We start from the raw sequence: 11,971 nt of genomic DNA, 5'->3' as shown, positions 1-11,971 counted from the left end.
CCGGATTTATTTATAAAAATAACGGCATAAATGCCGTTTGGAAAATTTGGTAGGCACGATTGGACTCGAACCAACGACCCCCACCATGTCAAGGTGGTGCTCTAACCAACTGAGCTACGTGCCTGTATTTAGGAAAGCGCGGATTATATTGCCGCGCCGTGCGTTTGGCAAGCGGGCGGATGTTTTCAGACGGCCTCTTGTCGAGAAACGTCTGTTTTGCGCCGCATTTCTGTTTTCAGACGGCCTCTTTGTTTCCATACAGAGGCCGTCTGAAACCTTTAAGCCGCCTGTTTTCCCCGTTTGCCGAACCAAACGAAACCGGCCGCGCCCAACACCAGCATCGGCAGGCTGAGCCACTGCCCCATCGACAGCCCCAGCGTCAGCAGGCCGAGATAATCGTCGGGCTGGCGGGCGTATTCGGCGATAAAGCGGAACAGGCCGTAGCCTGCGAGAAACAGCATCGCCGTCTGCCCCGTCGGGCGCGGTTTGTTTGAAAACAGCCATACGACAACAAACAGCAGCACGCCTTCCAGCGCAAACTGGTAAAGCTGCGACGGATGGCGCGGCAGCGCACCGTATTGCAGCAGCCACTGCGCCCACTGCGCGTTGCCCGCCGCCAGACGCGCGTCCACGTCGGCCGCCTGCGGAAAACCCATTGCCCAAAAGGCGGCGGGATCGGTAATCCGCCCCCACAGCTCGCCGTTGATGAAATTACCGATGCGTCCCGAAGCCAGGCCGAGCGGCACCAGCGGTGCGATAAAGTCGAGCACCTGCAACCATTTCAAACCGTGCTTGCGGGCGAACAGCCAGCTTGCCGCCACCACGCCGAGAAAGCCGCCGTGAAAAGACATGCCGCCGTTCCACACCTTAATAATGTCGGTCGGGTGCGACAAATAATATTCCGGCTGGTAAAACAGCACGAAACCGAGCCGCCCGCCGAGGATGACGCCGAGCACGCCCCAGGTGAGGAAATCGTCGAGCATTTCATTGGTAAACGGCGTGCCGCCCTTTTTGATGCGGCGGCGGCCGAGCCACATAAAAAGGACAAAGCCGACAATATAGCTGAGCGCGTACCAGCGGATGGCAAGCGGCCCGAGTTGGAGGGCAACGGGATCGAACTGCGGGTGGATAATCATGTAAAGCACCTGAAAAACAAAAGGCGGCATTATACGCAAAACCCGCTTTTCAGACGGCCTTTCGGCTATAATCGCCCGCTTTTCAACCGTTTTCAAAACATTACGCCATGCAGCCCCTGAAAAACGACACCTTCCTCCGCGCCCTGCTCAAACAGCCCGTCGAATACACGCCGGTTTGGATGATGCGGCAGGCCGGACGCTATCTGCCCGAATACAAAGCCACCCGCGCACGCGCCGGCAGCTTTTTGGATTTGTGCAAAAACACCGAACTGGCCACCGAAGTTACCATCCAGCCGCTCGAGCGTTTCGATTTGGACGCAGCGATTTTGTTTTCCGACATCCTTACCGTGCCCGACGCGATGGGTTTGGGGCTGTATTTTGCCGAAGGCGAAGGGCCGAAATTCGAGCGGCCGCTGCAACACGAAGCCGACATTGCCAAGCTGGCCGTACCCGACATGGCGCGTCTGCAATATGTGTTTGACGCGGTAACGTCCATCCGCCGCGCCTTAAACGGCCGTGTGCCGCTGATCGGGTTTTCCGGCAGCCCGTTCACGCTGGCCTGCTACATGGTCGAGGGCGGCAGCAGCAAGGAATTCCGCACCATCAAAACCATGATGTACTCGCGCCCCGATCTGCTGCACAAAATTTTGGAAGTCAACGCGCAGGCCGTAACCGCCTATCTCAACGCGCAAATCGACGCGGGCGCACAGGCGGTGCAGATTTTCGACACTTGGGGCGGCGTGTTGAGCGACGCGGCTTTCCAAGAATTCAGCCTGCGCTATATGAAGCAGATTGTCGCCGGCCTCAAACGCGAAAACGAAGGCCGCCGCGTGCCCGTTATCCTGTTTGCCAAAGGCGGCGGACTGTGGCTCGAGGCGATGGCCGAAAGCGGCGCGGACGCGCTGGGTTTGGATTGGACGTGCAACATTGGCCAAGCCCGCGCGCGCGTCGGCGGTAAAGTTGCCCTGCAGGGCAATTTCGACCCCTTCGCGCTGTTTGGCACGCCCGAAGCCGTCCGCGCCGAAGTGTCGCGCATTCTGGCCGATTACGGCGCAGGCAGCGGCCATGTATTCAACCTCGGCCACGGCATCAACCAGCACGCCGACCCCGAACACGCCAAGATTCTGGTGGACTCGGTACACGAGCTGTCGCACCAATACCATCTTTGATCCAAGCAGGCGAAAGGCCGTCTGAAAACGTTTCAGACGGCCTTTCGCCACCCCGCCCTGTTAGAAACACCGTCCGCATCCCGCCGCCAAAACCGCGCCGCCGTTTTTCAGACGGCCTCCGCACCCCAAAGGCCGTCTGAAAAAGCAAAACGGGCGGCACGACGCTTGAGTGTAATTTTCTGTTACAGCATAACCATACTTGGTTATAATATGTAAACGAACTCTCCGTCCGCAATCAGAAAAACGCTTCATTCCCGGCTCGACAACCCGAGACGGCCCGCCCGTATCCGTTTTCAGAAACGGCATCCCGCAAAATACGGCGGGGACGGCCTGCCGCCGACAAAACAAAGAAGGTTCATCATGAGTGAAAACGAAGCAGTCATCAAACAACCCCCGCGCCTGTTTGCCGAAACACAGGAAATCATCGCCGAACTGGAAGGCCGTCTGAACGCCCCGCTTTTGTGCTATTGGAACAGCAACGGCGGCAGCATCTGCCGCAACGACGTGCTCGCCCTCTACCGCATCCTCGAACACGTCGACCAGCACGACACCGTCTACCTCTTCATCAAAAGCGACGGCGGCTCGGGCAAAGAAGCCCTGCGCATGATCAACCTCATCCGCAGCCACTGCCGCAGCCTCGTCAGCCTGATTCCCCTGCAATGCGCCTCTGCCGCCACCATGATGGCCATCGGCGCCGACGAAATCCAAATGGGGCCGATGGCCTACCTCAGCTCGGTGGACACCTCCCTCACACACGACCTCTCGCCCATCGACCGCGACAACGACCGCGTCTCCGTCAGCCTCGACGAACTCAACCGCGTCGTCAAACTCTGGCAGAAAAACACCGAAGACACCGGCTCCAACCCCTACAAATCCCTGTTCGACTACGTCCACCCCCTCGTCATCGGCGCGGTAGACAGAGCCGAGTCGCTGTCGATCAAACTGTGCGAAGAGCTGCTCTCCTACCACATCGGCGACCCCGTGCGCGTGCACAGCATCGCCGAAATGCTCAACTCCGGCTACCCCACCCACAGCTACCCCATCCTCACCAAAGAAGCCCGCCGCATCGGCCTCAACGCCCGCGATCTCGACAAAGCCACCAACGACCTGCTGCTCATCCTCAACGCCCAATACAGCGAAATGGGACAGCGCGCCGTCACCGACTTCGACGACACCCGCTCGCACTCCAACGAAATCCTCAACATCCTAGAAGCGCGCAACATCCAAGTCTTCTACCAGAACGACAAAGAATGGTTCTACCGAACCGAAGAGCGCCGCTGGCTCACCCTCAACGACAACTCCAACTGGCACGTCACCGAACGCCTCAACGGCGAAATCTGCCACTCCATCCTGCACCTGTCGTAAAGGGTGCAAAAGGCCGTCTGAAACCCGTTCAGACGGCCTTCCCTGTATAATCCGCCTCCCGCCCACCAGCCCGTTTTGCCATGAACACCTGGACAGAAGCCCTCGCCGGCGAAAAACAAAAGCCCTACTTCCAAGCCATCCTCGACACCGTCCGCGCCGAACGCGCCGCCGGACAAACCGTCTACCCGCCCGCCGCCGACGTCTTCAACGCCTTCAAAGCCACCGAATTTGGCGGCGTCAAAGCCGTCATCCTCGGCCAAGACCCCTACCACGGCGCAGGCCAGGCACACGGCCTCGCCTTCTCCGTGCGCGAAAACATCCCCGTGCCGCCCTCATTGCAAAACATCTACAAAGAACTCGCCGACGACATCCCCGGCTTTACCGTCCCCGCCCACGGCTGCCTGCAACACTGGGCCGATCAGGGCGTGCTCCTGCTCAACACCGTCCTCACCGTCCGCGCCGGACAAGCCCACTCCCACGCCGCCCTCGGCTGGGAAACCTTCACCGACGCCGTCATCCGCCGCCTTGCCGAAGAACGCCGACACCTCGTCTTCATCCTCTGGGGCAGCCACGCGCAAAAAAAAGGCGCGTTCATCGACCGCAGCCGCCACCTCGTCCTCACCTCGCCCCACCCCTCCCCCCTCTCCGCCTACCGCGGCTTCTTCGGCAGCCGCCCCTTCTCGCAAACCAACGCCTATCTTGCAGCACACGGTCAAAGCCCCATCGACTGGCAGGTATGAGCCGCGAATACAAAAAGGCCGTCTGAAAATGGCCGTCTGAAAACGCAGAACCCGTTTTCAGAAACGTCATTCCCGCGTTTATGCCCCGAAGGGGTACTGACAGGAACGGCCTCCGAAGGACAAAATGCCCCGCGCCGCCGTTTTCCAGTATCATCCCGTCTTTTTCACGCCAAGCCGCCCATGAAACGCGCCAAACGCTACCCCTTCAAAAAAATCCTGCGCCAACGCCTCGCCCTCCACTTCGACAACCGCTCAACCGCCGCCGAAGTGCCGTCTGAAAACCAATTCCGCCGCTGGGCGTGGCAGGCCGTCAAACAACAATACCGCCGCGCCGACATCTCCGTCGTCCTCCTCGACGAAGAAGAAGCCCGCGCCTGCAACCGCGACTACCGCGGCAAAGACTACGCCACCAACGTATTAAGCTTCGCCCTCGACGAAGGCGAAACCCTCCCCGCCCTTTCAGACGGCCTGCACGGCGACCTCGTCATCTGCCCCCAAGTCGTCCTCAAAGAAGCCGCCGAACAAGGCAAAACCCCCGAACAGCACTACGCCCACCTCACCGTCCACGGCGTCCTGCACCTCATGGGCTACGACCACATCGACGATGACGAAGCCGAAGAAATGGAAGCCCTTGAAACCGAATTGCTGCATCAGTTAGCATACCCCGACCCGTACAAATAGGAACAAACACAATGGACGACAGCCCGTCGAAACCCAACTTCCTCGAACGCATCATCCACCGCCTCAGCGGCAACGCCCCCGACACCGCCGAAGGCGTCCTCGCCCTGCTGCAGCAGGCGCACGAACAACAAGCCTTCGACGCCGACACCATGCAGCGGCTGGAAAAAGTCCTCGACTTCGCCGAACTCGAAGTGCGCGACGCCATGATCACCCGCTCGCAGATGAGCGTCGTCAAAGCCGGCGACAGCCTGGAACGCATCATCCCCTACATCATCGAAACCGCCCACTCCCGCTTCCCCGTCATCGACGGCGACAAGGACACCATCCTCGGCATCCTCCACGCCAAAGACCTGCTCAAATACATCGGCAGCAGCGAACCCTTCGACCTCGAAAGCCTGCTGCGCCCCGCCTGCTTCGTCCCCGAAGGCAAAAGCCTCAACGCCCTGCTGAAAATCTTCCGCGAACAACGCCTGCACATGGCCATCGTCGTCGACGAATACGGCGGCACCTCCGGCCTCGTCACCTTTGAAGACGTCATCGAACAAATCATCGGCGACATCGAAGACGAATTCGACGAAGACGACTCCGCCGACAACATCTTCCCCGTCTCATCCGAGCGCTGGCGCATCAACGCCCAAACCGAAATCGACGACATCAACACCTACTTCGGCACCGATTATTCCGGCGAAGAAGCCGACAGCATAGGCGGCCTCGTCATCCGCGAACTCGGCCGCCTGCCCGTGCGCGGCGACAAAATCGCCCTGCCCCCCCTGCTCTTCACCGTCGCCCGCGCCGACCCCCGCCGCCTGCACACCCTGATGGCGGTGAAAATCAAAACGGCAACAAAAAAAGAACCAAACTGACAAACGGCCTTGGCATCACCCGCCAAGGCCGTTCGGATTTGCAAGGCCGTCTGAAAAGGCCGTCTGAAAAACCTGCTTCGCAGGTTTTTCAGACGGCCTTGTTTTTGCCCATGCGGTACATCATGCCGCCTGCGGGCAGGGCGAGCAGTACGGCGGCAAGGAAGACGCTGCCGTAGCCCCAATGCTGCGCCAGGCGCAGGGCGGCGAAACCGGCGGCGTAGCTGCCGGTGAGGATGACGGAAAATTGCAGGCTGCTGTCGAGGGCGGCGGTTTGGCGGCTGGATTTTTCCATCATCAGCGCAAGCAATACGGGCATCAGCAGGGTGTAGCCGAGACTGAGGGCAACCATCAACGCGGGGCTGACCCACGCGGGGGCGCCGGTGTATCCGACCGCGGCGTTGGCCAGCAGCAGCGGCAGTTGCAGCGCAAAAAGCGGCAGCATCAGGCTTTGCGGAGCACGGCTGCGGGCGAGGCGGCCTGCCAGCGGGGTAACAATCAGGCAGGCAACGGGGATGGCGACAGCGAGGATGTTGCCGGTTTGCACGGGCGTGTAGCCCGCGTCGGCGAGCTTGGGTACGAACACGGCGGCGCAAAAGGCGTAGGGCAGGGTGGCGAAAAACAACAGGGCAAACCAGCACCACCCCGTGTGCGGCTGCCGCCAGAAGGCAAACAGCCGCGCGGCAAGCTGCGCCACGCTGCCGCCCGCCGCGCGGCTTGCAGGCTCGCGGTAGGGCAAAATCAAGGCAAGCAGCAGCAGGGTAAAGGCCAGCATGAAGGCGCAGGCCGTCTGAAAGCCGTGTTGCTGGTAAAACCACAATACCAGTGCGCCGCCGATCATTTTGCCGCCGCGTGCGGCCATGGTTTGCACCACGCCGCCGAAGCCGAGTTCGCGCTTGGGTAGGACGATGCAGCTTAGGCCGAGCATGGCGCAGCCGTAGAGCGTGCCCGATACGCTCAAAACCAAACACAAAGCCAGCAGTAGAGGAAAATGCGGGCTCACGTCGGCAAACGCCATCACGGCGAATGCGGCGGCCAGCGCCAGCGTCGCGCCCGTCAGCCACGGACGGAAGCGCCCGCGCGGGCTTGTCGGGCAGCCGTCCATCAGTGCGGCAAACAGCACTTTAAACGCTTCGATGCCGCCGATAAGCTGCACCCAGCTCAACTGTTTCAGGCTGTAGCCGTCGTGTTTAAGCACGGTCATCAGGGCGACGAGGTAAAAGCCGACGAGGGTGAATTTGTAGGTGCTGCCGAGCGCGAGCAGCAGCCAGTCGCTGCGGCGCGGGGCGGATGTTTCGTGGATTTCAGACGGCCTAGTCATGGCGGCTCCTTTTGTGGCGGGTTTGTCGGCCGGAAAGCGGGCGGTGTACGGGAAAGGCCGTCTGAACGCGCGGATTCGGGTTTTCAGACGGCCTGCACATGCCGTTGCAATGCCGCTTCGGCAGCGGCCAGCGCGGCGGCTTCGCTTGCTTCGACGATGTAGTTGACGCCTAGCGACGGGGCAAGTTTGGCCGATTGTTGGCGCATCAGTTCAAGCTGCGGCGGATCTGGCTCAACCAGCAGCATGGCGGCGCAGCGTTCGGCAAGCTGCGGCTGATGCGCCTTAATCCACGCCAGATAGGCTTTGCGGTCGGCAATGCGCTGCCCGTCGCTTTTTTGCAGGCGCATGGGAGCGCAAACGGTGGCAAACGGGCTGTGCGCGTGGGCGGCCAACAGGGTTTCAAATTCGGCAAGCCAGTCGGCGAAATCCTGTACGGGGGTCAGGTCGGTGAAGTAAACCGTGCCTTCGGGCAGGGTTTTGATTGGGGTGAAAAAGGGCATGGCGGAGTTTCCTTTGCAGTTGGGGTTTCAGACGGCCTTTTGCGGTTTGTACGGCGTTTGTGCGGGCGGGCAAGCAGTTTTGCAAACTGCCACCCCCACCCCGCCCCTCCCCCGCGCGGGCGCAGGGGAGGGAGTAGGTTGGCGCGGTATTCAGACGGCCTCAAAACCGCCATTCGACGCTGGCGCCGACGCTGCGGGGGCGTTGGTAGAGGGCGTCTTGGCGGTCGGCGGTGGAGATGAATACGGGGCGGCGGCTGTTGAAGACGTTGTCGGCATACAGCGACACACGGCCTTGTTTGAAGTTGTAGGCGGCATACAGATTGGTTTGGCTGTAGCTGCCGATTTTGCCGGTTTCGGCGTTGTCGGCGGCGGAGTAGTAGCCGCCGGAAAAGCGTATGTCGCCGCCGGCTTCAAAGCCGCTCGGGTGCAGGTATTTTGCGCCGAGATTGGCGGTGTATTTCGGTGCGCGGCCGAAGCGGTTGCCTTCGATGCCGCTATTGGGGTAGCGGCTGATTTTGCTGTGCAACAGGCCGACGGCGGCGGTGAGTTTGAGATGTTCGGCAGCCTGCCAGTCGGCGCCCAGCTCCGCGCCGTAGGTGCGGGCGGCTTCGGCGTTGCGGATAACGACGGAGTTGGTGCCGAGATAAAACGGCAGCTGCATGTCTTTATAGCGGCTGTGGAACAGGTTGCCGCTCAGCTGCAGGCGTTTGTCGGGGCTTTTCCAGCGGGTGTACCACTCGAAGTTGTTCACATACTCGGGTTCGTAGGCGTAGGTAACGACGGGGCGGCCGAAGGTGATGCCTGCGCCGCCGGGGTTGTAGCCGCGCACGGCTTTGAGGCCGGTAATCCATTGCGCCGACGGTTTGTAGGCGATGTCGATTTTGGGCAGGAATACGGTTTGGCCTTTGTCGAGATCAAGATGCAGCGCGCCGCTGCCGCCTTGGCGCTTGTGCGATTCTTTTTCGATGCGTCCGGCCAGGGTGATGTCCCATTGGTCGTTCGGGCTGGCGGTCACTTCGGCGAAGGCGGCGGAGACGCGGTTGCGGTCGTCAAATGTGTTGCGACCGCCGATGGCGCGGATGTCCACCCATTCGTCCTGGCTGCTGCGGAAGTAGTGCAACCCGGCCAGACCTTTCAGACGGCCTGAGTCGGTGTGCCAGTGCAGCGTAGGCTCTATTTGGAATTCGCGCCCTTTCAGTTCGGCCGGCACGCCCTGCGGGCTGACGCTCATCGGCAGATGCAGGCGCTCGTTTTGGTAGCGGCTGTACACCAACTTGTTTTCCAGCCGCAGATTGGGCGCGGCCTGCCACGAGATGTCCCAGATGCCCGAGGTCGATTCGGTAACAAATACGGGTTTTTCTTTGAGAAAACGGCGGCTGGCAGTATTGCCGAGGATTTCGTTTTGTGGCGCGCGCGAGCGGATGCGGTTGACGGTGAGGCGGCTGAACAGGTCGGGATGCTCGGCGGGGGCGTAGAGCAGTTTGAAGCGGATATTGGTGTTTTCCACGCGGCGCGGGTTGCCGGTGGGATCGTAGGAAATAAAAGGCTCGTAACTTTCGCGCTGCTGGCGCTCGGCACTGAGGCGGAAAGACAGATTGTCTTTGACCAGCGGCCCGGACAGCACGGCGGCGGCGTTGCGCGTTTTCTGGTTGCCCAAGCCCAAACGCAGCGCGCCCTCCCAATGCGGCGTCGGATCTTTCGAGCGCATCACCACTGCGCCCGCAATGGCGTGCTGGCCGCGCACGTCGCTTTGCGCACCGCGCAGGATTTCCACCTGCTGCATGTCCCACAGCGACTGCGTGCCGAAAGCGTATTCGTTGTAAGTGGCGGAGCGCCCGTCGATGGAGAGGTTCAGGCGCGGCCGCGTACCGGCGAAAAAGGCTACCGCACCCACCGCCGGCCCCGAGCCGTCGACGCCGCGCACCGTGGGCAGGTCGTTGCCGCTGCCCAAATCCACGGTGTTCACCGTCTGCTTGAGCAGGTCGGTGGCGGAAAGATTGTGGCCGCTGCGGTCGATATCGGGTGTGGTGAAGACTTTGTGGCTGGTGCCGGTGGCAAAGCCGCTGCGTTTACTGCGCTCGCCGGTAACGACGACTTCTTCCAAGGCCGTGCTTTCTTCGGCTTTTTCGGGCGTTTGGTCGGTGTCGGCATAGGCGGGGCAGGCAAACGCCAGCGCCAAAAGCAGCGGCAGGCGGCGGGGTTGGGACAGGCACATATTGTTCTCCTTGTTTTCAGACGGCCTTTTTAGGCAGTTTAATTTACAGATTTACATTAAAATAACGATATTTGTAAATTTTAGTCAACCAAAAAGAAGAATGCAAGCCTTTATCAGGAATAGTTTTGAGGCATCAGGCCGTCTGAACATAAAATCCGCCGTAAAAATTTGCAGAGAAAGCCAAAAAACATGAACACAAACAAACGGCAAATCCTCGCCGACACCGCCCGACAACTGTTTCACCAACACGGCTTTGCCGCCGTATCCGTTGACAGAATCTGCCGCGAAGCCGCCGTCAGCCGCCCGACGTTTTACAAATATTTCAACGGCAAAAGCGCCATCGTGCAGGCGGTGGTTGTCGAACAGAAAAACCGCGTGCGCGCCGAATTGGAAGCCGTATTGGCGCAATGCGGCACATTGGAAAGCATTGCCGATACCTTTTGGCGGCTGCAGCGCGAATCGTTTGCCGAGCTGTATTCCGCCGCCTTTTTGCGCGACATGACCGACAACACCGATTTGGCGCTGGAGCGTTTTTTCAGCGAATTAAACGAAGAAAAGCACGTCTTTTTGCACGGCTTCTTCCACACCCTGCAACAGCGCGGTCTGATACGTCCGGACATTCCCGCCGAACTGGTCGGCCTGTTCGTCCGCCACGCCGACATATTGGCCGAACAGGCGCAAACGCTGCCGCGCTATAGCGCCGAGCCGCAACGCCTGCCGCAGGACATTCTCGGCCTGCTGCTGCACGGACTGGCGGGTGAGGCCGTCTGAAAAAGGCCGTCTGAAAAAGGCCGTCTGAAAAAGGCCGTCTGAAAAAGGCCGTCTGAAAAAGGCCGTCTGAAAAAGGCCGTCTGAAAAAGGCCGTCTGAAAAAGGCCGTCTGAAAAAGGCCGTCTGAAAAACCTGCTTCGCAGGTTTTTCAGACAGTCTCTTATACACATCGGACGCTGCCGACGAATACCAAAAACAGCTGGAACAATATTCAGAAATGCCAAAGGTTTACTTGGATGAAACGGGTTTTGATACTTTCTATTACCGCCCGTATGCCTATGCCTTGAGGGGACAGATTGTCAAAGCGCGGATTTCCGGCAAACGCTATGAAAGAATGTCATTGGTTGCCGCCCGTGCGGATGGGAAACTGATTGCGCCGATGGTTTACAAAGGCACAATGGACAGCAGCTTGTTTGAAGCGTGGTTTGGGCAGTTTCTGTTGAAGGAGCTTAAAGAGCCTTCGGTCATTATTATGGATAACGCCCGTTTTCACAGGATGGCGGTACTGCGTGAAATGGCGCAGAGGGCAGGACATATCATTCTGCCGCTGCCGCCATATTCGCCTGAGTTGAACCCGATAGAAAAGGTGTGGGCGAATATCAAACGGCATCTGGGGAAAGTGATGTCCGGCTGTTTGTCTTTTGAGCAGGCTTTGTTGGATATTTTTTATTTTGTTTGACTATAGATTACCTATATTTGGATTTTTACCTGCCTGATTCCAGTTTGGTTTTGCATTTTTAAACCCATACAAAACTTCTGCTGCCAATTGCAATCTAGCAAATTCTAAAATAGTTGCAGGGTTAGTATTGGTATTTTGTTGTTGATTAGTCATTTTTATTCTCCGGTTTGAATACTGGTGAAAGTAAAACTTTTCTTACAAATGTACTAGTTCTCTGCTCATAGGAATTTTCATTAGGACGACATCTTTCCCCTCTCCCCCAAGGATTCGGATTCTGCTCAAATTTGGAATAGCCTAATTCCGGCACAAAAACATACATCGTTTTTTCAGCCATCAGTGTGTTGGTTTTGGTATCAATTACCTTGATGGTTGTGCCCGCTATCCAATGTTTTCGGTTTTCCCAAGAAACATCATTCTCATAGGTAACGGCATAGCGGGCAGGATGAAGCGGCCTGCGAAAAACTGCGCTGATTCTTGAGAAAATCCGTTTTGTTTTTTGTTGCACTATCTGCAATCTTTTTTCACTTTTTTATAA

At 58.8% G+C, this 11,971-nt stretch carries 12 protein-coding genes, 1 tRNA gene and 1 pseudogene; 7 read left to right on the top strand and 7 right to left on the bottom strand.

Features of this window, described 5'->3' with window-relative positions:
- Window positions 1–47: 47 nt before the first annotated feature.
- Together CGZ77_RS09810 and lgt are read right to left on the bottom strand one after the other, a co-directional pair.
- A tRNA-Val gene (locus tag CGZ77_RS09810) sits at window positions 48–124 on the bottom strand.
- A 154-nt stretch (window positions 125–278) separates the two neighbouring features.
- Window positions 279–1,136 (bottom strand): prolipoprotein diacylglyceryl transferase, encoded by an 858-nt coding sequence (gene lgt, locus CGZ77_RS09805; RefSeq protein ID WP_036496606.1) that lies wholly within the window; start codon window positions 1,134–1,136, stop codon window positions 279–281.
- 107 nt (window positions 1,137–1,243) lie between these two features.
- Between lgt and hemE the strand changes: the two genes are divergently transcribed.
- The 5 genes from hemE to CGZ77_RS09780 all read left to right on the top strand — a co-directional run bounded on the left by hemE (window position 1,244) and on the right by CGZ77_RS09780 (window position 5,954).
- Window positions 1,244–2,305: a uroporphyrinogen decarboxylase gene (gene hemE / locus CGZ77_RS09800; protein ID WP_009427147.1), complete on the top strand. Its 1,062-nt coding sequence runs from the start codon at window positions 1,244–1,246 to the stop codon at window positions 2,303–2,305.
- Window positions 2,306–2,665: 360 nt separating this feature from the next.
- On the top strand, window positions 2,666–3,670 hold the full coding sequence (locus tag CGZ77_RS09795; RefSeq protein WP_009427144.1) for a hypothetical protein: 1,005 nt from the start codon (window positions 2,666–2,668) through the stop codon (window positions 3,668–3,670).
- An 80-nt stretch (window positions 3,671–3,750) separates the two neighbouring features.
- Window positions 3,751–4,410 (top strand): uracil-DNA glycosylase, encoded by a 660-nt coding sequence (gene ung / locus CGZ77_RS09790; RefSeq protein WP_009427143.1) that lies wholly within the window; start codon window positions 3,751–3,753, stop codon window positions 4,408–4,410.
- A 180-nt stretch (window positions 4,411–4,590) separates the two neighbouring features.
- The gene (gene ybeY, locus CGZ77_RS09785) at window positions 4,591–5,091 is read left to right on the top strand and encodes an rRNA maturation RNase YbeY (RefSeq protein WP_009427142.1); all 501 of its coding nucleotides are present in this window, start codon (window positions 4,591–4,593) and stop codon (window positions 5,089–5,091) included.
- 11 nt (window positions 5,092–5,102) lie between these two features.
- The gene (locus CGZ77_RS09780; protein ID WP_009427141.1) at window positions 5,103–5,954 is read left to right on the top strand and encodes an HlyC/CorC family transporter; all 852 of its coding nucleotides are present in this window, start codon (window positions 5,103–5,105) and stop codon (window positions 5,952–5,954) included.
- A gap of 88 nt (window positions 5,955–6,042) precedes the next feature.
- Here CGZ77_RS09780 and CGZ77_RS09775 read toward each other — a convergent pair whose 3' ends face one another.
- The 3 genes from CGZ77_RS09775 to CGZ77_RS09765 form a co-directional block, all read right to left on the bottom strand.
- Window positions 6,043–7,272: an MFS transporter gene (locus CGZ77_RS09775; RefSeq protein WP_009425415.1), complete on the bottom strand. Its 1,230-nt coding sequence runs from the start codon at window positions 7,270–7,272 to the stop codon at window positions 6,043–6,045.
- Window positions 7,273–7,355: 83 nt separating this feature from the next.
- Window positions 7,356–7,772, bottom strand: coding sequence for a hypothetical protein (locus tag CGZ77_RS09770; protein ID WP_009425416.1), 417 nt, complete (start codon window positions 7,770–7,772; stop codon window positions 7,356–7,358).
- Window positions 7,773–7,932: 160 nt separating this feature from the next.
- A complete protein-coding gene (locus CGZ77_RS09765; RefSeq protein ID WP_009425418.1) occupies window positions 7,933–9,987 on the bottom strand; it encodes a TonB-dependent receptor in 2,055 nt (684 codons plus the stop codon).
- Window positions 9,988–10,176: 189 nt separating this feature from the next.
- Here CGZ77_RS09765 and CGZ77_RS09760 point away from each other — a divergent pair, with 189 nt between their 5' ends.
- Together CGZ77_RS09760 and CGZ77_RS09755 are read left to right on the top strand one after the other, a co-directional pair.
- Entirely contained in the window at window positions 10,177–10,758 is a 582-nt protein-coding gene (locus tag CGZ77_RS09760; protein ID WP_009425420.1) for a TetR/AcrR family transcriptional regulator, read from the top strand.
- A 183-nt stretch (window positions 10,759–10,941) separates the two neighbouring features.
- Window positions 10,942–11,436, top strand: a pseudogene (locus tag CGZ77_RS09755) (IS630 family transposase); the annotation flags it as partial.
- Here the strand turns inward: CGZ77_RS09755 and CGZ77_RS12140 are convergent.
- Window positions 11,437–11,589 carry a hypothetical protein gene (locus CGZ77_RS12140; protein ID WP_157058138.1) on the bottom strand — a complete coding sequence of 51 codons (153 nt, stop codon included), beginning with the start codon at window positions 11,587–11,589 and terminating at the stop codon, window positions 11,437–11,439.
- Window positions 11,582–11,941, bottom strand: a complete 360-nt coding sequence (locus CGZ77_RS12135) for a hypothetical protein (RefSeq protein WP_157697536.1) — start codon at window positions 11,939–11,941, stop codon at window positions 11,582–11,584. Before CGZ77_RS12135 ends, CGZ77_RS12140 begins: the two co-directional genes overlap by 8 nt.
- Window positions 11,942–11,971 lie beyond the last annotated feature (30 nt).

Origin of the sequence: Neisseria sp. KEM232 (genome assembly GCF_002237445.1) — a bacterium.
Taxonomy (GTDB): domain Bacteria; phylum Pseudomonadota; class Gammaproteobacteria; order Burkholderiales; family Neisseriaceae; genus Neisseria.
The sequence above is the reverse complement of the archived record's forward strand: the minus strand, read 5'-3'. Positions and strand labels throughout refer to the sequence as shown.

What these genes read in the sequence shown, in the direction of transcription:
- ybeY (WP_009427142.1), top strand. Translation starts at nt 4,591, where the DNA reads ATGAAACGCGCCAAACGCTACCCCTTCAAAAAAATCCTGCGCCAACGC.
- CGZ77_RS09775 (WP_009425415.1), bottom strand. Translation starts at nt 7,272, where the DNA reads ATGACTAGGCCGTCTGAAATCCACGAAACATCCGCCCCGCGCCGCAGC.
- CGZ77_RS09770 (WP_009425416.1), bottom strand. Translation starts at nt 7,772, where the DNA reads ATGCCCTTTTTCACCCCAATCAAAACCCTGCCCGAAGGCACGGTTTAC.
- CGZ77_RS09765 (WP_009425418.1), bottom strand. Translation starts at nt 9,987, where the DNA reads ATGTGCCTGTCCCAACCCCGCCGCCTGCCGCTGCTTTTGGCGCTGGCG.
- CGZ77_RS09760 (WP_009425420.1), top strand. Translation starts at nt 10,177, where the DNA reads ATGAACACAAACAAACGGCAAATCCTCGCCGACACCGCCCGACAACTG.
- CGZ77_RS12140 (WP_157058138.1), bottom strand. Translation starts at nt 11,589, where the DNA reads ATGACTAATCAACAACAAAATACCAATACTAACCCTGCAACTATTTTA.
- hemE (WP_009427147.1), top strand. Translation starts at nt 1,244, where the DNA reads ATGCAGCCCCTGAAAAACGACACCTTCCTCCGCGCCCTGCTCAAACAG.
- lgt (WP_036496606.1), bottom strand. Translation starts at nt 1,136, where the DNA reads ATGATTATCCACCCGCAGTTCGATCCCGTTGCCCTCCAACTCGGGCCG.
- CGZ77_RS09780 (WP_009427141.1), top strand. Translation starts at nt 5,103, where the DNA reads ATGGACGACAGCCCGTCGAAACCCAACTTCCTCGAACGCATCATCCAC.
- ung (WP_009427143.1), top strand. Translation starts at nt 3,751, where the DNA reads ATGAACACCTGGACAGAAGCCCTCGCCGGCGAAAAACAAAAGCCCTAC.
- CGZ77_RS09795 (WP_009427144.1), top strand. Translation starts at nt 2,666, where the DNA reads ATGAGTGAAAACGAAGCAGTCATCAAACAACCCCCGCGCCTGTTTGCC.